Source organism: Bacillus sp. AFS077874 (assembly GCF_002566505.1).
In the GTDB taxonomy this organism is placed as follows: Bacteria; Bacillota; Bacilli; order Bacillales; family Bacillaceae_G; genus Gottfriedia.
The window spans coordinates 147984-169385 of record NZ_NUYF01000007.1 but is presented as its reverse complement, the minus strand read 5'-3'; the positions used below and the strand labels follow the sequence as shown (position 1 = coordinate 169385).

Here is a 21402-nt window from a genome sequence, read left to right as displayed (position 1 = left end):
CTGGCTTTTTTCTTATTTTATATAAAATTCTTCATCTAATCTGCTAATTTCATTTCTAGAATAAAATTCCATTAAGTAACATATTTCATTATCAGGTATGATAATGTCACAAGTATCCTCTATTTGTTGCATTATTTTTTTAATTTTTAAATATAGCATATAGTCACTATTTATTTTATCTTCTTTATCTTTAAAAGGGATTAGAGGCTGTGAGTTTTGAATTCGGTCGATCATGCAACTCATATGAATAACAATTCCCATTAGATCCTCATTTTTGAAAAATTTATCTGTTTGGACTTGTATATCATTTAAGGCACGTCTAATCACACTAATTACTTTTTTAGCATCCTTTAAAGAAATAGTCTCTTGTAATGTTTCAGCCATTTTTAAATACGTTTCTTCATAAGTGATCAATTCTTGTATTGTCTTTGTAGCCTTCATATTTAATACATCCTGTAAATGAAACGTATTAAATGGAACATTTATATCAAAATTCGAAACAATACAAACGATACTTCGTTCTTTAGATATATCATTTAACATTTTTTGTAATTCATCTTTATTTAAAAGGCTAATTGGCACGATTTCTAGCATCTCTTTATCATAGACCAAGTTATTCGCTAGTATATTTTTAATGGCTATTGCACTTCCCTGACCAGTCAGACATGCAGTTAAAATGACAGAACGATTAAATTCAGGTTGTTTCGTTTTATTCGCATGAGAATTGATGAAGAAAGTAGTTAAGTTTCGCACGTCCTGATAAAGCTCGTCTAAGTTATAACCTAGTGTCGCTTTTCTAGAAGCTTCGATTACATGTGCAGTACTAACCATTTGAATCAATCGTACAGGAATTGAAAATTCAGCTTCAATTATGTCACCGATATATGATAGTGACCCCATATCGATGCAAAGTAGAATTCCATTTAATTTACCTAATGATTTAATATAATCTTTTACACGAATTAAAAAATCCTGAGGTGGTTCACTTAATGGCATATCAATACCGATAACTTCCTCGTTTTCTAGTAGCTCATTTGTTACATTTGCCATCTCTCTAGCAATGCCATTACCGTGAGCTAAAACTATTACTTTTACATTTGAACTAGGCACTTTAAAATCTTCGTTACCATAAACGAAAAACATCGTTATAAATGCTACTTCATCAAATGGGATTGAAACATTTGAAAAATCTTCAATCATTTTTACACATTCAATTGAAACGGAAAACTCTTTTTTATACTGATCTCGGATTTGAGTAATATTTGGATGATAAATTTTCTTGTTTGACTGTATACGTTGTAATAGCGTTTGTATATGTAGGCTAAGTGCAACAAGTATTTTTTCGTTAAATCTCTTACTTAATTTTTCTTCTGCTAGTTTTAGTACTTTTTCACTTAGTGTAACGATTTCAGGCTTGATTATCTTTTGGACATTTTCTTTACTAGATAGTTTACGATTAATAGAAGTTAAATAATGCGTGAAATAGCTTTCGATATCGTTTTCCATTAGTAAGGATAACTCGTCCTGAGCAACGCCACGTTGTTTCAGTTCTTCGTATTTTGTATCAATTCGGTCATAAATTGTATCTGCAGAGTGATCCAATTGTTGGTTACTCGTAATACCCTTTGTTGGTGAAAATTCGAAATGCTCGTTTAACAGTGTGACAGCATGCTTTACTTTTTTTTCAATGAATAAGCCTTCCTTAACATACCAGTTCAAATCAGTGCTATAAATACGTATTTTGTCATGTTTATGTGTAATAAAATCTGCGTAAGCCTTTGCACAAGCTAATTGAATGTCGGCTTTAAGTTGTCCGATATTGTTTTGACACGAATAAAATAGAAAAGAGCGAATAGTATTTGCACTTACAACAATCTCTTTTCCTAGACGAACACTTTCTTCCGTGAAAAATCGTTTAATCAGTGTCAATCTCTCTTCATATGTTCGATCTCGAAGAGCTGGTAATGTAATGACCATTGGGATCCGGCGCGTAAATGTAGATAATAAAGTGGATCCGGGATCCTCTGTTGTTGCTGAAATGATTAAAACATTCGATGTTCGTTCGTTTTCTGTCTCTCCTAGTCTTCTATACAACTTATAATCAATAAACGTAAATAACATTTCTTGACCTTCAGGAGTAAGACGATGAACCTCATCTAAAAATAATATTCCATTATTTGCTTTTTCAAGTAGACCTTTTTGTTCTGTTGCACCTGTATAAGCACCTTTTCTTACACCGAAAAGCTGACCTAATAATAGTTGTGGATTATTTGCATAGTCTGCGCAATTAAAAATAATGAATGGAGAATCCTTTTCTAAAACATTCGAACGAATTGAAAAATCATGCATTCTTTTTGCAAAAGCAGATTTACCAACACCAGTCTCACCGAGAATTAATGTATGCATTCCATTTGGTGGATAGAGTATAGCTGATCTAGCTTTTTCGATGGCAGGTCTTAAACTAATATTTTCCTCATAGAAATATTCATATTGATAGTCTGAACTTGCTGTCTTAATTTGAGATTTATTCGTTTGTTGTAAAGTATGAGATAGAGGTTTAAATACGACCGGTCTAGAATTTGTTTTAATTAATAATTCTTCCTTAACTAATTTATTTAAATCACTGCTAACGTTTGCTCTATCTAAACCAAGCTTTTGAGCAATCTCATTAGCGGTAAAACCTTGCTCCTTACTTTGAAGCAAAACTTCATAAATTTGATTTTTTCTGTTCATAATGGCCCACCCATCATAAAGAGTTGTATACTTTTACTATACAGGAAAAAGTAAACGTTTTCACTATATTTAAATTAGTATAACAATTCGTCAAGTACTATGAAAAAGATAAATATCGAGTAAAATAGTAATAAGGGAGTGAAGTAGTATGGAAATGAATTTAATGCAAAAACAATCATTGAAACTTGCAATGACTCAGGAACTACGACAAGCCATTACAATGCTTCAATTTAATGCCCAAGAACTTACTGATTTTTTATTTGAGCAATCATTAGAAAATCCCTTAATTGAAGTCGAAACTCCTTATAACGATTACACTTCTTCAAAAGTCAAACAACAAACTACTTCCAGCGGACAAGGAATGGAGTTATATACTCGAAGAACAGAAACATTACAAGAAGAACTTGTTAGTCAGTTAAATGAGTTGAAAATTGATAATGAGGAATATAAAATTATAAAATATTTAATTTATAACCTAGATAAAAATGGATTTTTGATGGAATCAGACGAAGAGCTTATACATGAATTAAATATTTCTTTCGTTCAATTACAAATCTGCATTGATACACTTCAACGTTTTGAGCCCTCAGGAGTTGGAGCAAGATCGGTTAAAGAGTGCTTATTGATTCAACTAAATGGCCTTGAAGTTGATACAACAATTGCAAAACAGGTCCTTAAAGATTATTTTGATTTATTTGTTAATAAAAACTGGAAAGAAATAGCGAAGAAACTTAAGATTAGCTTACCTGATTTACAAAAAGAAATTGACTTAATTTTAACCCTTCAGCCAAGGCCAGGTTTGAATTATTTCCAAGACCAAGTAAATTATGTAGCTCCTGATTTAACAGTTGAAAAAATAGGCGGCGAATTTGTTGTACTGATTAATGATAAAATTATGCCGCGTTTAAAAGTACTTAATGAATACTCTTCAATTTTAAATGGTCAACATGAGAAGGAAGTTTCAACTTATTTAAAGGATAAAAATACGCAAGTTAACTGGTTAATGAAAAGTTTGGAAGAACGAAAATCAACGATGTTAGCTGTAATGAATTGTATTCTTCGAAAGCAAATTGCTTTTTTTGAAAAGGGTCCTGCAAATTTAAAAACTCTTACTTTAAAAGAGATAGCGGAAGAACTTTCATTACATGAATCGACAATTAGCCGTACTTGTAAAAACAAATATGTACAGACACCATTTGGTTTATATGAAATGAAGAAATTCTTCCATCAAGGTGTAAGTGTGGACGGCGAGGAGCTCGCATCAACGAGTGTACAGGTATTCATCAAGCAACTAGTAGATGGAGAAAACAAAGAAAAACCATTATCAGATCAAAAGCTAGTTGAATTATTAGCTGAAAAACATGGAGTGGAAATCTCTAGAAGAACTGTAGCTAAATATAGAGATATACTTAGAATTCCTGGATCATCAAAACGAAAGCGCTTTAGTTAAAAAGGAGAATGGGATGTCGATTAAGTTAACTTTATTTACAAAAGAGAATTGTGGATTATGCGAAGAAGCAAAAGATGCAATTCGTTTGGTCCAATCTGAATATGAAATCGAAATAAATGAAATTGATATTTATTCTGATGACGCATTATTAGAGGAATTTCAACTAATGATCCCTGTTATTCAAATGAATGGGGAAACAGTTGCATACGGAAAAATTCATAAAATTGACATATTAAATGCCATAAATGGGTAGTTATCAGTTGAAAGAAATGATTGACCCTGTTACAATGTAAATGTAGCAGGGTTATTTCACTTCTGGAGTAAATCTTGTTCAAAAAAACAACGTTGAAAAACGCTGTAATTTTTTTAAAACAAGTGGGACATAATATGTCATAGTGGGACACATTAAGACCAAGGTGAATACTCTGTGAAAGAGGAGATGAAAATGAACCAAGTTTTAAAGCTACAACAAAAATTATTACCTGATCTAATACCTGTTATCCAAAAAAGATTTCAAATCCTACAATATATACGAATTATGCAACCGATTGGTCGTAGAAACTTGTCTGCAAGTGTAGGGTTAACAGAAAGAGTACTTAGATCAGAAGTTGCTTTATTAAAAGAGCAAAGACTGATTAATGTTGCATCTTCTGGCATGACATTAACGGATGAAGGACTAAGCTTACTTCTAGACCTAGAAGAACCAATGCGTGAACTGTTCGGTTTGAAAAATATCGAAGACTTGCTTAAGGAAACATTTAATCTTAAAGAAGTAATCGTTGTTTCAGGCGATAGTGACGAGCTGGACTGGGTAAAAAAGGAGATGGGTCGAGCTGCTGTTGGTTGTATAAACCAAAGGCTAGAAACAAATAATATTGTTGCTGTTACTGGTGGTTCCACTTTAGCTGCCGTAGCTGAAATGATGAATGATGACTCTAAAGATCTAAATACCTTATTTGTACCAGCGCGAGGCGGTTTAGGTGAAGAAGTAAGAAATCAAGCAAATACGATTTGTGCAAAAATGGCTGAAATGGCAAAAGGTAATTATCGATTACTTCACTTGCCAGATGAACTTAGTGAAGAGGCCTATGTAACTATGATGGAAGAACCAAGAGTAAAAGAGGTTCTAAATTTAATTCGATCTTCTTCAATTGTCGTACACGGCATAGGAGATGCATTTACGATGGCTAAACGAAGACAATCTTCTTCAGAACAGTTAGAAATCTTAACTGAATCTGAAGCTGTAGGAGAGGCATTTGGCTATTACTTCAATGAAAATGGTGAAGTTGTTTACAGAGTAAGAACAATTGGTTTACAACTGAATGAATTGGAGAATATACCGTATGTACTGGGAGTAGCTGGAGGATCTTCTAAAGCAAAAGCAATGGCTTCTTTCTTAAAGAAAGGTCATGTAAACATCCTCGTCACAGACGAAGGAGCAGCGAAAGAGTTAATTAAAGGATGTACCCTTTAAAATAAAAAAAGCTTCTACCTATTAAAAGGAGGAAATTAAAAATGGCAACTAAAATTGGTATTAATGGATTTGGACGTATCGGACGTATGGTTTTCCGCGCAGCTTTAAACAACCCAAACGTAGAGGTTGTAGCAATCAATGACTTAACAGACGCTAAAACTTTAGCTCACTTATTAAAATATGATTCAGTTCACGGTTCAGTAAACGCTGAAGTAGCAGTTAACGGCGATTCAATCGTTGTAAACGGAAGCGAAATTAAAGTAATTGCTGAGCGTGACCCAGCAGTTTTACCTTGGAGCGATTACGGAGTAGAAGTTGTAGTAGAATCTACTGGTCGTTTCACAGATAAAAAAGATGCTGAAAAACACTTAGGTGGATCAGTTAAAAAAGTAATCATCTCTGCACCAGCTTCTAATGAAGATATCACGATCGTAATGGGTGTAAATGATGACAAATACGATGCAGCTAGCCACAATGTAATTTCTAATGCTTCTTGTACAACTAACTGTTTAGCTCCATTTGCTAAAGTATTAGACGAAAAATTCGGTATCAAACGTGGTATGATGACAACTGTTCACTCTTACACAAATGACCAACAAATTTTAGATTTACCACACAAAGATTTACGTCGTGCACGTGCTGCTGCAATGAGCATGATCCCAACAACTACTGGTGCTGCTAAAGCAGTTTCATTAGTATTACCTCAATTAAAAGGTAAATTAAACGGTGGTGCTGTACGTGTACCAACTGCTAACGTATCTTTAGTTGACTTAGTAGTAGAATTAAATGCTGAAGTTACTGCTGAAGAAGTAAATGCTGCATTTAAAGCTGCTTCTGAAGGCGAATTAAAAGGTATCTTAGGATACTCTGAAGAACCATTAGTATCAATCGACTATAACGGTTGCACAAACTCATCTACAATCGATGCGTTATCTACAATGACTATGGAAGGTAACATGGTTAAAATCCTTTCTTGGTACGATAATGAAACTGGTTACTCAACTCGTGTAGTTGACTTAGTAGCTCACATCGCTTCAAAAGGTCTATAATTTTAATAAAAATTAATATGAGGGCGAGGGGATTTTCCTCCCCTCTTTTGTTTGAAAAAATCCTCTTTTGTCACTAATCCAACACAATATTAAAAAATACTCTAGAAATAAATTCCAATTGATGTACATAATCTGTTAAAATTGCGGTGACAATATCACAGAATAGATACGACTTTGTATGAGACGGATCGACCAGTGGAATTGGATATGGATGAATAAAAACAGTACTGGAGGCACCTACTATGAACAAAAAGTCATTACATGACATTGATGTAAAAGGAAAACGCGTATTTTGCCGTGTAGATTTTAACGTACCAATGGCAAATGGTGAAGTAACAGATGATACCCGTATTCGTGCTGCTCTTCCTACGATTCAGTATTTAATAGAAAACGGAGCAAAAGTTATTTTAGCATCTCACTTAGGACGTCCAAAAGGACAAGTAAATGAAGACATGCGTTTAAATGCTGTTGCTACACGTTTAAGTGAAAAATTAGGTAAAAACGTTATTAAAGCTGATGAAGCATACGGACCTAAAGTTCAAGAAGAAATCAGCAAAATGAACGAAGGCGATGTTTTATTATTAGAAAACGTTCGTTTCTACCCAGGCGAAGAGAAAAATGATGAAGCTCTAGCAAAAGAATTTGCTTCATTAGCTGATGTATATGTAAACGATGCTTTTGGTGCTGCACACCGTGCACATGCTACAACTGCTGGTATTGCTAAACATATCCCAGCTGTAGCAGGCTTCTTAATGGAAAAAGAAATTAATGTTTTAGGTAAAGCACTTTCTAATCCAGAGCGCCCATTTACAGCTATTATCGGTGGAGCGAAAGTTCGAGATAAAATTGGTGTAATTGAAAACTTATTAGAAAAAGTAGATAACTTAATCATTGGTGGCGGACTAGCTTATACATTCTTAAAAGCTAAAGGCTATGAAATCGGTCAATCTCTTTTAGAAGAGGATAAAATTGATTTAGCAAATGAATTTATCCAAAAAGCCGAAGCGAAAGGTGTTAAATTCTATATGCCAATTGATGCAATTATTGCAGACAAATTCGGTGAAGATGCAAATACGCAAGAAGTTGATATTGATAGCATTCCTGCAGATTGGCAAGCTCTTGATATTGGTCCAAAAACAACTGCTCTTTATGCAGATGTAATTAAGAGCTCTAAATTAGTTATTTGGAATGGACCTATGGGTGTATTTGAAATCGATAAATTTGCACAAGGTACTAAGGGAGTAGCACAAGCATTAGCAGATTCAGATGCTTACTCAATTATCGGTGGAGGAGACTCAGCTGCTGCTGCTGAAAAATTCGGTTTAGCAGATAAAATGAGCCATATTTCTACTGGTGGTGGTGCTTCATTAGAATTTATGGAAGGTAAAGAGCTTCCTGGAGTAGCATTATTAAACGATAAATAAGTCTTATAGCTTTACAATATTTAGTAATTGAAATAGAGTAAGATGTTATGTCTTACCAATTGTAGGAAGGTGTTTCTCATGCGTAAACCAATTATCGCAGGTAACTGGAAAATGAATAAGACGCTTAACGAAGCGATGACATTTGTTGAAGAAGTAAAAAATAGCATTCCATCATCTGATAAAGTAGATTCAGCAGTTTGTGCGCCTGCATTATTTATTGCACCAATGTTATACGGTACAAAAGGAACTGAATTAAAAATTGGTTCTCAAAATGTAAGTGATCAAGATAGTGGCGCTTATACTGGAGAAATTAGCCCAGTAGCACTTAAAGATTTAGGCGTAACTTATGCGATTATCGGACATTCTGAGCGTCGTGAATATTATGGCGAAACAGATGAGTTTATTAATAGTAAAACAAAAAAAGCTTTCGAACATGGTCTTACACCAATTCTTTGCTGTGGCGAAACGCTTGAAGAACGTGAAGGCGGAAAATTTGAGGAAGTTATTCGTACGCAATTAACAGCTGATCTTGCAGGTCTTACAGATGAGCAAGTAAAGAATTTAGTAATTGCATATGAACCGATTTGGGCAATTGGAACAGGAAAATCTGCTACAGAAAAAGATGCACAAGATTCATGTAAATTTGTTCGTGATGTTGTAGCAAGTCTTTATGATGAAACTGTTGCAGAATCTGTACGTGTACAATATGGCGGCAGTGTAAAACCTGAAAACATTAAAGAATATATGGCTCAACCTGATATTGACGGTGCGTTAGTAGGTGGAGCAAGTTTAGAACCAGCTTCTTTCCTTGCATTATTGGAGGCTGTTAAGTAATGAGTAAACAACCAGTAGCGTTAATTATCCTAGATGGATTTGGTTTGCGCGATGAAACATTTGGAAATGCTGTTGCACAAGCGAAGAAACCAAATTATGATAGATATTGGAATAAATATCCTCACGCACAATTAACTGCTAGCGGTGAAGCAGTAGGTCTACCTGAAGGACAAATGGGTAATTCTGAAGTTGGTCATTTGAATATCGGAGCAGGACGTATTGTTTATCAAAGCTTAACGCGTGTAAATAAGGCAATACGTGAAGGCGAATTCGAAAAAAATGATACATTCATCGATGCAATTAAATGTGCAAAAGAAAAAGATAAAGCATTACATATTTTCGGTCTACTGTCTGATGGAGGTATTCACAGCCATATTAACCACATGTTTGCTTTATTAAAATTAGCTGCTGAAGAAGGTATGAAAAAAGTATATTTACATGCTTTCCTTGATGGACGAGATGTTGGTCCGACTACAGCTAAAAAATATATCGATCAAACAGAAGCAAAGTTTAAAGAATATGGTGTCGGAGAATTTGCAACAATTTCTGGCCGTTATTATTCCATGGACCGTGACAAACGATGGGATCGTGTAGAAAAATGCTATTGTGCAATGGTATATGGAGAAGGACCAACTTATACAAGTCCGTATGAATTAATTGAAGACTCGTATGCGAATGGTATCCATGATGAATTCGTTTTACCTTCTGTTATGGTAAAAGAAGATGGTACTCCAGTTGCAACAATAAGTGATGATGATTCAATCATCTTCTACAACTTCCGACCTGACCGTGCAATTCAAATTTCAAATGTATTTACAAACGATGATTTCCGTGACTTTGATCGTGGAAGTAAGTTCCCGAAAAATGTTCATTTCGTTTGCTTAACACATTTTAGTGAAACAGTACAAGGATATGTTGCATTTAAACCAACTAATTTGGATAACACATTAGGTGAAGTTCTTGCTCAAAATAATTTAAATCAATTACGAATTGCTGAAACGGAAAAGTATCCACATGTTACATTTTTCTTTAGTGGAGGCCGTGAAGCACAATTCCCGGGTGAAGAACGTATTTTAATTAATTCGCCAAAAGTTGCAACTTACGATTTGCAACCTGAAATGAGCGCTTATGAAGTAAAAGATGCATTACTAAAAGAAATTGCTGCAGACAAGCATGATGTAATCATCTTAAACTTTGCAAATCCAGATATGGTAGGACATTCAGGAAAACTTGAGCCGACAATTAAAGCAATTGAAGCGGTTGATGAATGTTTAGGAGAAGTAGTTGATGCAATTCTTGCTAAAGGCGGAAAAGCAATCATTACTGCTGACCATGGAAATGCGGATGAAGAAATTACACCTGAGGGTGAACCTATGACAGCTCACACGACGAACCCTGTACCAGTAATTGTTACTGAAGAAGGTATTACGTTACGTGAAGATGGTATTTTAGGTGATTTAGCTCCAACTGTTCTTGATTTATTAAAAGTAGAACAACCAAAAGAAATGACTGGTAAATCACTTATTAAATAAGTGAACAGTTAATATAAAAAGTTATTAATTATGCGTATAACGCAACAAAAGGAGAGATTTTATTATGTCAATGATTATTGATGTTTATGCTCGCGAAGTATTAGATTCTCGTGGTAACCCTACTGTTGAAGTAGAAGTTTATACAGAAGATGGTGGCTTTGGCCGTGCACTAGTACCAAGTGGTGCTTCAACTGGTGAATATGAAGCTGTTGAATTACGTGATGGAGACAAATCTCGTTACCTTGGTAAAGGTGTTGAGAAAGCTGTTGCTAACGTTAATGACGTTTTAGCTGAAGAAATCGTTGGATTCGAAGTAACTGATCAAGTTTCAATCGACCGTCGTATGATTGAGTTAGATGGTACTGAAAACAAAGGTAAATTAGGTGCTAACGCAATCCTAGGTGTATCTATGGCAGTAGCTCGTGCAGCAGCTGATGAATTAGGTTTACCGTTATATCAATACCTTGGTGGATTTAATGCGAAACAATTACCAGTTCCAATGATGAACATCATCAACGGTGGTTCTCATGCTGATAATAATGTAGACTTCCAAGAATTCATGATCTTACCTGTAGGTGCTGATAGCTTTAAAGAAGCAATTCGTATGGGTACTGAAATTTTCCACAACCTTAAAGCTGTATTACATGACAAAGGTTTAAACACAGCTGTAGGTGACGAAGGTGGATTCGCTCCAAACCTTGGTTCAAACCGTGAAGCTTTAGAAGTAATCATGGAAGCAATTGATAAAGCTGGTTATAAAGCTGGAGAGCAAGTATTCTTAGGAATGGACGTTGCTTCTTCAGAATTCTACAACAAAGAAACTGGTAAATACGATCTTGCAGGCGAAGGACGCACTGGCGTATCTTCTGCTGAAATGGTTGATTTCTACGAGCAACTTTGCAATGATTTCCCAATCCTTTCAATTGAAGATGGTTTAGATGAAAATGACTGGGATGGTCACAAATTATTAACAGAACGTTTAGGTAGCCGAGTACAATTAGTAGGTGACGATTTATTCGTTACAAACACTAAAAAGTTAGCTGAAGGTATCGAAAAAGGTATCTCTAACTCAATCCTAATCAAAGTTAACCAAATCGGTACATTAACTGAAACTTTCGATGCAATCGAAATGGCTAAACGTGCAGGTTACACAGCAGTAGTTTCTCACCGTTCTGGTGAAACTGAAGATAGCACAATCGCTGATATCGCAGTTGCTACAAATGCTGGTCAAATTAAAACAGGTTCTGCTTCTCGTACAGACCGTATTGCTAAATACAACCAATTATTACGTATTCAAGACGAGTTAGGCGAAAGCGCAGTATACCAAGGATTAAAATCTTTCTACAACTTAAGAAAATAATTTAATCAAAACTAAGTGCATTAACAAAAAAACATATTCCATTATAGACACGTTAAAAAGAGAAGGATCGTCACCTTCTCTTTTTTTTGTGCTTAAAATGTTTTGGGTTAAATAATATTGTAATTAGCAATAATTGGGATTGATTATTAAAGAATCCTAATGTTAAAATAAGAATACACGAACATTAGTTCTTGTATGGTTAAAATGTAATTGAAATAAGAGAGGGGAAAAAATGTCTAAAACTACTCCAACAGCTTCAAATCCTTCAATGGCTTCTTTGTTAAAAAATCCTTTTATCCAGACGATTCTTTCAGCAGGTTTGTTTATTCAAGTTGGTATTTGGATTCGTAATTTTGCAATCTTATTATTTGTCGTGGAAAAGACGAATGGTGATGCAACAGCCGTATCATTGATTTCAGTTGCTGAATTTGCGCCAATTTTTATTTTTTCTTTTATCGGTGGAACTTTTGCCGATCGTTGGAAACCAAAGCGTACAATGATTTGGTGCGATCTTTTAAGTGCTGTATCTATATTTGTAATTCTGTTAGCACTATTATATGGAACTTGGAAGTTTATCTTTTTTGCTACATTAGTTTCAGCAATCTTGTCCCAGTTTTCTCAGCCTTCCAATATGAAATTATTTAAAGTTCATGTACCAGGTGAGCAAATGCAAGCAGGAATGTCTATATTTCAAACGATGATGGCAGTGTTTATGATTTTAGGTCCAGTATTAGGTACATTCGTATTTCAACAAGCTGGAATGCATGTTTCGATGGGAATCGTAGGTATTGCTTTTCTTATGTCAGCTTTAGTATTAACAAGATTACCTAAAGATGAAGAAGAAGAAAAGGCAGAAAATACAACATCGTTATTGGAAGAGATGAAGTTAGGATTCAAATACGTTTGGTCTCGAAAAATTCTCGTCTATTTAGGTGGAGTATTTGCAGCGGCAGGATTAGGTATAGGTCTTATTCATCCTCTAGCTATTTTTTTAGTAACTGAACGACTAGGATTAGATAAGGAATATTTACAATGGATATTCGCTGCAAACGGAGCGGCTATGATTATAGGTGGTGGCCTAATAATGGTCATATCGAATAAGTTGGCACCGCATGTATTATTATTAATCGGCATGGCGGTCAATGCGATTGGAATATTTGTAATAGGCTGGTCTGAGATATTCTGGTTAACGCTTGTTGCTGAATTCTTTATCGGACTATTTATGCCTGCATTGCACATTGGTATTAATACAATCATCTTAAAAAATACTGATGAAAAGTTTGTAGGCAGGGTAAACGGTATATTAACACCATTATTTATGGGAGCTATGGTCATTACAATGAGCTTGGCAGGGATTTTAAAGGAGCATTTTTCTTTAGTCTCTATTTATCAAGTTTCAGCATTATTATTCATTATTGGAATCATCATTATGGTACCAATGTTCAAGATTATGAAGAATGTCGTAGTTGAAGTGAAGTCATAAAATATGAAACCTGATTATTCATTTAGAGTAATCAGGTTTTTTATTGTGACTACTAATATATATTTAATAGTTTCATATTATCCAATAAAATACTTTTAATTATAATTTTTTTTCGATCTTCTAGCAAACCCAATTGCGATAATGAGTGCTCCAATTGAGTCTGCGATTATATCTGTCATCGTATCAAAATTACCTCCGCCTTGGGTATTAGTTCCAAAAAATTGGTCGCTACTAAATTCCCAAATTTCCCATAAGGCTCCACAAAATATTCCGAATGCAAATACAAATAGAAAAATGAATCCAGCGGACATTTCACTCCGAGACTGTTTGGTTGTCAATTTTCCCATTAAATCAATTGCTAAAAAGGCGACTAGCGTGCCACTTAGAAAATGTAAAAACGTATCCCACCAGCCTAAACTATAGAATCTTAGCATTGAACCAAGACATAGGGACCCAATTAAAAAAGCAAAATAAGAGAGAATAAACGGAAATGCAAATCGAATTTTAAAAAATTTATCTAATATGAGTGGCACGAGTGCACAAACGAAGCCACCTAGTGCGATTGGATACCGATAAGAATCGTCTTTCACGAAGAAAATGACGAACAAGACAAGCATTACAATTGCAAAGACAATGCTTAAAATTGTTTGAATGCCTCTTTTCATTTCGAATCCCCCATTCATTCTGTTTTTATCCCAATTCAAACATCGAAACAAAACATGTTTAATTAAAATCCAAAAAATTAGCTTAACTTTGACATAAAAAGTTCATCAAATTGATGAAAAATTGTTAAAAATTAGCCTGGAGAATAAGGAAATTTAAATTAGTATTGAATTATGGATATGAGTGGCAATTAGTAGGGAGGATAATTATGAACTTTTTCGCATACTTAAAAGATTATATTTGGTATACTATAAAAACATATTTACTTCCATTTATTATTGTTATACTTTCAATAGTAATTGTTTTTTGGAGATTATTAGGTGATGAATTTACATTTAAATACATACGATTAGAAATAATCTATTTCACTTGTTTTTTCTTATTAGTATCTTTTACAACATATGAGATGAAGGGGCATAAAAATGAATAATTGGGAAGGATTAATTTCGGCGAAGGATCGAACAAAAATCTATTTGCGAAAATATATTCCTGCTGAACCAATTGCTGTAATTCAAATTGTACATGGAATGGCAGAACATGGTGGGGCTTATGAGAAATTTATTGAATATTTAGTTCATAATCAGTTTGCAGTCTTTATTCATGATCAAAGAGGTCACGGGAAAACGGCATCTATTGAAGATGATTTAGGTTTTTTTGGTGAAGAAATTGGCTGGGATGAAGTTGCTAAAGATATCATTTTTATAAGTAAAATGATTAGAAAAGAAATAAAAGATATTCCTTTAATTCTATTTGGACATAGTATGGGATCTTATTTGAGCAGACGAGTAGTTCAATTAAATGGAGGACTATATGATGGGCTAATTATTTCTGGAACCGGGTATGATCCAGGAATACTAAGAAAATTAGGCGTCTTTATTTCAAGCGCTGAGGCATTTTTGATTGGTGCCAATAAGAGAAGTAAAATTTTAGACTTTTTAACTTTTGGAAACTTCAATAATCATTTTAAGTTTCCAAAAACAAAATATGATTGGTTAACAAGAGATGAAGCCGAGATTGATCGCTATATAAAAGATCCATTTTGTGGTTTTATTTGTTCTTCAAGTTATTATCGCGAATTGTTGAAAGGGATCGGAATTATACACCGTAAAGATGAATTAAAGAAGACACCAACTTCATTGCCAATTTATATTTTTTCTGGAGATAAAGATCCAGTTGGTCAAAATGGTGACGGTGTAAAGAAAGTTTATGGGCTATATAAAGATATTGGATGTACAAATGTGAAGTTGAAATTATATGAAGAAGGTCGTCATGAGATGCTTCATGAAACAAATAAAGATGAAGTTCATCAAGATGTAAAAACTTGGATAGAAGAAACGATCTTAAATCATTAAATAAGGTTGTACTCTCATATTGAAGTATAGTATTCTTCATAGTAAAATAGGAAGTAACAGTACTTTACTGTGGAGGTGAAGAAATGCATACGTTTTTATCTGTACTTTTAATTATTGTTTCAGTACTTATGATTGTTTTAGTTTTACTTCAATCTAGTAAAAGTAACGGCCTATCAGGAGCGATATCTGGTGGTGCTGAGCAACTGTTTGGCAAGCAAAAAGCTCGTGGTTTTGAACTAGTTTTACAAAGAATAACAGTTGTTGTAGCAGTTTTATTCTTCATTCTAACGATTGCTGTAACATATTTTAAACTGTAATAAACAAGCTACCTAAAAGGGTGGCTTTTTATTTTGCTAAAATCGTAATAAATAGAACCTCGGGAATACAAAGGTTCATATAAATTACTCTTAATGATTTGGCATAAAAAATACAGCCAGTTTTTTGGCTGTATTTTAGTATGTATGTAGACAAAATCTTAAATATTAACCTTTCATTGCAGCCCATTCTTCTTTACTTGGACCGTACATTCCAGGGATAGCTAGTCCAGCTTGACGCATTAGTACAGTCATTTGGCCACGGTGATGCGTTTGATGTGAAATGGCCATGCGAAGTAATGCATGGATCGGCATTTCAAGGAATCCAAAAGCGTTAATGATTTGATTTAAATCTTTTTCTTTCCATTCATTTTGAGCTGCTTCAATCATAGCTTTACTAGCTTCTGCGTATTTTTCAGTAATTTCCTTCGCAGTTGCAGGCATTTCTTCTTTGCTCATAGATGCTTCGAATTGTAATCCTGATTGTGAAATGATCGCTTTAATTGCTTTAGTTATATGCCAAGCTAATTCTCCTAGTGAGCTAAAATCTTCACCAATTGATTGATCAAGTGATTCATCTGTCATAGCATTTAGTAATTTGATTGTGTTTGCTTCTTCCATTTTCCATTCAGTAATAAATTCTTCAACATTATTAAACATAACGTATCCTCCTTTTGTTGGTTAAATGACCAACATTATTATTACCACACCTTTTATTAAATCATAACAAGTTAATTAAAAAAACTGTTTATTGGTAAATTATTGAATTGAAAGGTAAAATAAAAGAACAATTTCTTTACGTAAAATTAGTTAAATATTATTATTAATTATTTATATTGAAGATATCGATTATTAATTTAAATAAACAAAATCATCTATAGATAAAATAAAAGTAACGAAAGAAAAAAGGATAGAAAAGTTTTGGAGTGAGTATATATGAGAGTAACAATGCCGAAGCCATTTACGTTTGAAGGTGGAGATCGAGCAGTTTTATTATTACATGGATTTACAGGACATTCTGCGGATGTTCGAATGCTTGGCCGTTTTTTAGAAAAACAAGGTTATACTTGTCATGCACCGCACTATAAAGGACATGGTGTACCACCTGATGAGCTTGTTCATACTGGACCAGAGGACTGGTGGAAGGATGTAATGGAAGCTTATCAACTTCTAAAGGATAAAGGACATCAAAAAATTGCAGCGGTAGGTCTATCTTTAGGTGGAGTATTTGCACTTAAGCTAGGTTATACTGTTCCTTTGAATGGTATTGTCACAATGTGTTCGCCGATGTACATAAAAAGTGAAGAAATTATGTATGAAGGTGTTTTAGCTTACACAAGAGAGTTTAAAAAACGTGAAGGGAAATCTCCTGAACAAATTGAAGTAGAAATGGAAGAGTTTAAAAAAACTCCGATGAATACATTAAAAGCTCTTCAAGGTTTAATAAAAGAAGTGCGTGAAAATGTTGATACAGTATATGCACCAACGTTTGTCGTACAATCTACTGTAGACGAGATGATTAATACTGACAGCGCAAATATTATTTATAATGAAGTGCAATCTGATCAGAAAAAATTAAAGTGGTACGAAAATTCAACACATGTTATTACACTTGGACAGGAAAAAGACATGTTACATGAGGATGTGCTAGCATTTCTTAATGAATTGGAATGGTAGAATGAAATCTTTCTGGACAAACTTAAATTAAATACCCTTAACCAGTAAGAAAAAGGAGGGAAAAGTATGAATCAACAATGGAAAGAAAAATTATTGGAATTGATGAAAAGTGAAGATTATAAGCCTTTAAATATCCAAGGGATAGAAGAGGCCATGGAGTTGACTGATGCAAGTGACTTTCGAGAAGTAGTAAAAACGCTCGTTATTCTAGAAGATGAGGGTTATATTGTACGTTCTCGAAATAATAAATACAGTTTACCTGATCAATCTAATTTAGTTAGAGGTAAATTAACTGGCCATGCGAAAGGCTTTGCATTTGTCATTCCAGAAGAAGCAGGAGCAGAGGATGTATTTATCTCACCATCAGATATAAATGGTGCTTTACATGGAGACATCGTTTTAGCTCGTATTACAAAAGAAAAAAGTGATGCACGTAGAGAAGGTACAATTGTAAAAATTATTGAACGTGGTCAAACGAAAATGGTAGGTACATACCAGGCTCAAAAAAGTTTCGGCTTCGTTATTCCTGATGATAAACGATTCGGAAGTGATATTTTTATTACAAAGAGTAATTCTCAAGGTGCTGTAGAAGGTCACAAAGTTGTTGTAGAACTTACTCAGTTTCCTGAGAATGGGAAAAATGCAGAGGGTATTGTAGTCCAAGTACTAGGACATAAAAATGATCCTGGTGTTGATATTCTATCGGTTATTCATAAGTTTGATTTACCTCAAGAATTCCCTAAGGAAGTAATGGATCAAGCGAATGCTGTACCGGATGAGATTGATGAATCAGCTATTGGTACTCGTCGCGATCTTCGTGATGAACAAATTGTAACGATCGATGGAGCAGATGCAAAGGATTTAGATGATGCCGTTACAGTAACAGCGCTGGAAAATGGTCATTACAAGTTAGGGGTACATATTGCAGACGTCTCATACTATGTGACAGATAACTCACCGATTGATCAAGAAGCACATGATCGTGGAACAAGTATTTACTTAGTTGACCGAGTTATTCCAATGATCCCGCATCGTTTATCCAATGGTATTTGTTCATTAAATCCAAAAGTAAATCGATTTACACTTTCATGTGAAATGGAAATTGACCAAAAAGGTGAAGTAGTTAAGCATGAAATTTTTGAAAGTATTATAAAAACAACTGAACGAATGACCTATAGCGATGTAAATAAACTATTAGATGAGCAAGATGCCCAATTACGTGAACGTTACGAACCATTAGTCCCAATGTTTGAGGAAATGGCTAAGTTAGCGAAAATATTACGTAATAGACGTATGACTCGTGGGGCAATCGATTTTGATTTTAAAGAATCAAAAGTATTAGTTGATGAAGAAGGTCACCCAACTGATGTCGTTATTCGTGAGCGCTCAACTGCAGAAAAACTAATTGAAGAATTTATGCTTGTAGCGAATGAAACAGTAGCAGAGCATTTTCATTGGCTAAATGTACCATTCATGTATCGTGTTCATGAGGATCCAAAAGAAGAAAAATTACAACGATTCTTTGAATTTATTGCATCATTTGGTTATACAGTAAAAGGTGCTGGAAATGAAATTCACCCGAGAGCGTTGCAACAAGTTCTAGATATGGTTCATGGGCAACCAGAAGAGACGGTCATTTCAACAGTTATGCTTCGTTCAATGAAACAAGCGAAATACGAGGCGGATAATCTTGGTCATTTCGGATTAGCAGCGGAGTATTATACTCATTTCACATCACCGATTCGTCGATATCCAGATTTAATTGTTCATCGATTAATTCGTAAATATTTAATCGAAGGAAAAATGGATAATGAGACAAAACGTGAGTGGGATGATAAATTACCTGCAATCGCCGAACATGCATCCAATATGGAGCGTCGCTCAGTTGAAGCAGAAAGAGAAACTGATGATTTGAAAAAAGCAGAGTACATGCTTGATAAAATTGGGGAAGAGTATGAGGGTATTATTAGCTCAGTAACCAATTTCGGTATGTTCATTGAACTGCCAAATACAATTGAAGGATTAGTTCGAGTTGCTGATTTATCAGATGACTATTATAACTATGACGAGCGTACGTACGCGATGATTGGTGAAAGAACAGGAAAAATCTTCAGGATTGGTGATGAAGTATCTGTTCGAGTAGTAAATGTTAATAAAGAAGAACGAGCAATCGATTTTGAAATTGTTGGTATGAAATCGAACAAACCTCGTAGAAGCGGCGGTAGAGGACCGGTTAATCTTGGCGGTGGCTCAGGTAGCGGCAGAGGACGAGGTGGACGCGGAAGAGGTTCTTCATCAGATCGAAATGGAGACAGCTCTCGCAGTGGCCGTTCTCGCGGAAGACGTGGAGATAGTTCACGAGGAGATAGTTCACCTAGAAATGACGAGAGAGATAGCACACGTGGTGGTAAATCATCGAGAAATAAACGCGATGATCGTTTTAATCCAACGAAAAGTAAAAGTAAAAGCAAAAAGAACAAACCTTTTTATGAAAAAGTAGCAAAAGGTAATAAAAAGCGATAGTAATCATAAAGGCAGTGGACATCTTGTCCACTGCTTTATTGACTATTTTAGGTAATATTATGGTAAAATAAGTAAAGATAGAGAGGTGTTATTTATGCCAAAAGGTGAAGGGAAAGTAATTGCTCAAAATAAAAAAGCGTATCATGATTACTTTATCGAAGAAACATATGAAACAGGTATCGTTTTGCAAGGTACTGAAATAAAATCATTACGTGCTGGAAAAGCTAATCTAAAGGATTCCTTTGCTCGTGTTCAAGGCGGAGAAGTATGGCTTCATAATATGCATATTAGTCCATATGAACAAGGAAATCGCTATAATCACGAACCATTACGTACTAGAAAATTACTACTACATAATAGAGAAATCGTGAAGTTAATCGGTTATACAAAGGAAACAGGTTATACGTTAGTACCTTTAAAAATCTATTTAAAAAATGGCTATGCTAAGCTATTACTTGGATTAGGTAAAGGTAAGAAACAATATGATAAACGTGATGATTTAAAGAAAAAAGAAGCAAAACGTGAAGTGGAACGTGCATTCCGAGATCGACAAAGAACCTAACTGGATAAATGTTGAAGCGCTGGAATTCTGTTTTTCTTTTAGAAACAATTGTTAATTGCAACTTGTGATGGATATGCTATAATAAGTTTGTAAGTTAATCAGCAACACAAATTGCACGATGTGCAGTTTTTATAAATTATGAAGCCTTTGCTTTATGCTTCGTAAGTCACTCATAGCGAACAGATCTGAATAAGTTCTGGGAGCATTTTATATGGGGACGTTACGGATTCGACAGGGGTAGTTCGAGCTTAAGTTGCGAGTCGAGGGGTCGGCCTCGTTAAAACGCAAAAGCCAATAACTGGCAAAAACAACAATTTCTCTTTAGCTGCTTAATTGCACTAAAGGCTCCTCCTATGTATCGCCCATGTGCATAGCTTAGAGGGGTTCACTCATTAGTGGGCTACGCCGGACCTCGCCGTCTGAGGGGAAAGGAAGAGATTAATCAGACTAGCTATCAGGAAGCCTGTCATTGGGCCAAATGGTATGCGAAATTCTAATACAGTGACTACGCTCGTAGAAGCTTAAGTGCCGATATTCTTGGACGTGGGTTCGACTCCCACCGTCTCCACCAATACATACTGTTTGGTGGTTTTTTTATGCTTAAAATTATAAATTCTAAACCTCTTAAAACATTTATATATCAGTGTTTTAAGAGGTTTTTAGGAGTAACTGCAGTTAAATATGGTTCATTTTTAGTACGTTCATCTATAGATAAAAAATATCCTATTTTAAATTTTAATTAGAACAATCAAATAGTAAGCTATGGTGATCTATCAATCGCGAATTTATAAGATTGTTTCGGATAAGTCAAGCTAGAGAAATGAATAGAATTTTTGGGAGTTAGACATAAAAGGTTTCTTTTTCATTGATTATCCGTATAAATATAATGTTAAAATTATTTTGCTGGTAAGAATCTCTAAATACTCCCTACTTAAAAAATGACTAAATTTTTCAAAATTCAATCTTTCCCTT

18 protein-coding genes and 1 other RNA gene are annotated in these 21402 nt (G+C 34.5%); 16 read left to right on the top strand and 3 right to left on the bottom strand.

What is annotated here, in order from left to right:
* Positions 1-12: 12 nt before the first annotated feature.
* A complete protein-coding gene (locus tag COJ46_RS06885) occupies positions 13-2733 on the bottom strand; it encodes a sigma-54-dependent transcriptional regulator (protein WP_098565799.1) in 2721 nt (906 codons plus the stop codon).
* Positions 2734-2881: 148 nt separating this feature from the next.
* Between COJ46_RS06885 and rpoN the strand changes: the two genes are divergently transcribed.
* From rpoN to COJ46_RS06840, 9 genes are all read left to right on the top strand, one after another.
* A complete protein-coding gene (gene rpoN, locus COJ46_RS06880) occupies positions 2882-4183 on the top strand; it encodes an RNA polymerase factor sigma-54 (protein ID WP_097973514.1) in 1302 nt (433 codons plus the stop codon).
* 19 nt (positions 4184-4202) lie between these two features.
* Entirely contained in the window at positions 4203-4436 is a 234-nt protein-coding gene (locus COJ46_RS06875) for a glutaredoxin family protein (protein ID WP_097973595.1), read from the top strand.
* A 192-nt stretch (positions 4437-4628) separates the two neighbouring features.
* Positions 4629-5657, top strand: a complete 1029-nt coding sequence (locus COJ46_RS06870; RefSeq protein WP_097973593.1) for a sugar-binding transcriptional regulator — start codon at positions 4629-4631, stop codon at positions 5655-5657.
* A 41-nt stretch (positions 5658-5698) separates the two neighbouring features.
* Complete coding sequence (gene gap / locus COJ46_RS06865; RefSeq protein ID WP_097973513.1) at positions 5699-6706, top strand: type I glyceraldehyde-3-phosphate dehydrogenase; 1008 nt, start codon at positions 5699-5701, stop codon at positions 6704-6706.
* Positions 6707-6948: 242 nt separating this feature from the next.
* The gene (locus COJ46_RS06860; protein WP_097973511.1) at positions 6949-8130 is read left to right on the top strand and encodes a phosphoglycerate kinase; all 1182 of its coding nucleotides are present in this window, start codon (positions 6949-6951) and stop codon (positions 8128-8130) included.
* Positions 8131-8208: 78 nt separating this feature from the next.
* Positions 8209-8964 (top strand): triose-phosphate isomerase, encoded by a 756-nt coding sequence (tpiA, locus tag COJ46_RS06855; RefSeq protein ID WP_097973509.1) that lies wholly within the window; start codon positions 8209-8211, stop codon positions 8962-8964.
* Positions 8964-10496 (top strand): 2,3-bisphosphoglycerate-independent phosphoglycerate mutase, encoded by a 1533-nt coding sequence (gene gpmI / locus COJ46_RS06850; RefSeq protein WP_098565798.1) that lies wholly within the window; start codon positions 8964-8966, stop codon positions 10494-10496. Before tpiA ends, gpmI begins: the two co-directional genes overlap by 1 nt.
* A gap of 64 nt (positions 10497-10560) precedes the next feature.
* A complete protein-coding gene (eno, locus tag COJ46_RS06845) occupies positions 10561-11856 on the top strand; it encodes a phosphopyruvate hydratase (RefSeq protein WP_097973507.1) in 1296 nt (431 codons plus the stop codon).
* Positions 11857-12088: 232 nt separating this feature from the next.
* Complete coding sequence (locus COJ46_RS06840) at positions 12089-13339, top strand: MFS transporter (RefSeq protein WP_097973505.1); 1251 nt, start codon at positions 12089-12091, stop codon at positions 13337-13339.
* Between the two features lie 95 nt (positions 13340-13434).
* On the opposite strand, the gene COJ46_RS06835 is transcribed toward COJ46_RS06840, so the two are convergent.
* Positions 13435-14004, bottom strand: a complete 570-nt coding sequence (locus COJ46_RS06835) for a DUF2238 domain-containing protein (protein ID WP_098565797.1) — start codon at positions 14002-14004, stop codon at positions 13435-13437.
* A gap of 206 nt (positions 14005-14210) precedes the next feature.
* Between COJ46_RS06835 and COJ46_RS06830 the strand changes: the two genes are divergently transcribed.
* The 3 genes from COJ46_RS06830 (at position 14211) to secG (ending at position 15671) form a co-directional block, all read left to right on the top strand.
* Positions 14211-14432, top strand: a complete 222-nt coding sequence (locus COJ46_RS06830) for a hypothetical protein (protein WP_098565796.1) — start codon at positions 14211-14213, stop codon at positions 14430-14432.
* On the top strand, positions 14425-15354 hold the full coding sequence (locus tag COJ46_RS06825) for an alpha/beta fold hydrolase (RefSeq protein WP_097973502.1): 930 nt from the start codon (positions 14425-14427) through the stop codon (positions 15352-15354). Before COJ46_RS06830 ends, COJ46_RS06825 begins: the two co-directional genes overlap by 8 nt.
* An 83-nt stretch (positions 15355-15437) precedes the next feature.
* Entirely contained in the window at positions 15438-15671 is a 234-nt protein-coding gene (gene secG, locus COJ46_RS06820) for a preprotein translocase subunit SecG (protein WP_025569105.1), read from the top strand.
* Between the two features lie 165 nt (positions 15672-15836).
* On the opposite strand, the gene COJ46_RS06815 is transcribed toward secG, so the two are convergent.
* Positions 15837-16328, bottom strand: a complete 492-nt coding sequence (locus COJ46_RS06815; RefSeq protein WP_097973500.1) for a DinB family protein — start codon at positions 16326-16328, stop codon at positions 15837-15839.
* A 276-nt stretch (positions 16329-16604) separates the two neighbouring features.
* Here COJ46_RS06815 and COJ46_RS06810 point away from each other — a divergent pair, with 276 nt between their 5' ends.
* The 4 genes from COJ46_RS06810 to ssrA all read left to right on the top strand — a co-directional run bounded on the left by COJ46_RS06810 (position 16605) and on the right by ssrA (position 21001).
* Entirely contained in the window at positions 16605-17345 is a 741-nt protein-coding gene (locus tag COJ46_RS06810) for an alpha/beta hydrolase (RefSeq protein ID WP_097973499.1), read from the top strand.
* Positions 17346-17411: 66 nt separating this feature from the next.
* The gene (gene rnr, locus COJ46_RS06805) at positions 17412-19868 is read left to right on the top strand and encodes a ribonuclease R (protein ID WP_097973497.1); all 2457 of its coding nucleotides are present in this window, start codon (positions 17412-17414) and stop codon (positions 19866-19868) included.
* 94 nt (positions 19869-19962) lie between these two features.
* Positions 19963-20430 (top strand): SsrA-binding protein SmpB, encoded by a 468-nt coding sequence (gene smpB, locus COJ46_RS06800; protein WP_097973496.1) that lies wholly within the window; start codon positions 19963-19965, stop codon positions 20428-20430.
* 213 nt (positions 20431-20643) lie between these two features.
* Positions 20644-21001, top strand: a transfer-messenger RNA (tmRNA) gene (gene ssrA / locus COJ46_RS06795).
* The last annotated feature ends 401 nt before the right edge of the window (positions 21002-21402 follow it).

Bases quoted from the DNA above. Each gene is read 5' to 3' on its own strand.
- gap (WP_097973513.1), top strand. From the start codon at position 5,699: ATGGCAACTAAAATTGGTATTAATGGATTTGGACGTATCGGACGTATG.
- smpB (WP_097973496.1), top strand. From the start codon at position 19,963: ATGCCAAAAGGTGAAGGGAAAGTAATTGCTCAAAATAAAAAAGCGTAT.
- COJ46_RS06885 (WP_098565799.1), bottom strand. From the start codon at position 2,733: ATGAACAGAAAAAATCAAATTTATGAAGTTTTGCTTCAAAGTAAGGAG.
- COJ46_RS06835 (WP_098565797.1), bottom strand. From the start codon at position 14,004: ATGAAAAGAGGCATTCAAACAATTTTAAGCATTGTCTTTGCAATTGTA.
- COJ46_RS06870 (WP_097973593.1), top strand. From the start codon at position 4,629: ATGAACCAAGTTTTAAAGCTACAACAAAAATTATTACCTGATCTAATA.
- rpoN (WP_097973514.1), top strand. From the start codon at position 2,882: ATGGAAATGAATTTAATGCAAAAACAATCATTGAAACTTGCAATGACT.
- COJ46_RS06810 (WP_097973499.1), top strand. From the start codon at position 16,605: ATGAGAGTAACAATGCCGAAGCCATTTACGTTTGAAGGTGGAGATCGA.
- rnr (WP_097973497.1), top strand. From the start codon at position 17,412: ATGAATCAACAATGGAAAGAAAAATTATTGGAATTGATGAAAAGTGAA.
- tpiA (WP_097973509.1), top strand. From the start codon at position 8,209: ATGCGTAAACCAATTATCGCAGGTAACTGGAAAATGAATAAGACGCTT.
- COJ46_RS06815 (WP_097973500.1), bottom strand. From the start codon at position 16,328: ATGTTTAATAATGTTGAAGAATTTATTACTGAATGGAAAATGGAAGAA.
- COJ46_RS06830 (WP_098565796.1), top strand. From the start codon at position 14,211: ATGAACTTTTTCGCATACTTAAAAGATTATATTTGGTATACTATAAAA.
- COJ46_RS06840 (WP_097973505.1), top strand. From the start codon at position 12,089: ATGTCTAAAACTACTCCAACAGCTTCAAATCCTTCAATGGCTTCTTTG.
- eno (WP_097973507.1), top strand. From the start codon at position 10,561: ATGTCAATGATTATTGATGTTTATGCTCGCGAAGTATTAGATTCTCGT.
- COJ46_RS06825 (WP_097973502.1), top strand. From the start codon at position 14,425: ATGAATAATTGGGAAGGATTAATTTCGGCGAAGGATCGAACAAAAATC.
- secG (WP_025569105.1), top strand. From the start codon at position 15,438: ATGCATACGTTTTTATCTGTACTTTTAATTATTGTTTCAGTACTTATG.
- gpmI (WP_098565798.1), top strand. From the start codon at position 8,964: ATGAGTAAACAACCAGTAGCGTTAATTATCCTAGATGGATTTGGTTTG.
- COJ46_RS06860 (WP_097973511.1), top strand. From the start codon at position 6,949: ATGAACAAAAAGTCATTACATGACATTGATGTAAAAGGAAAACGCGTA.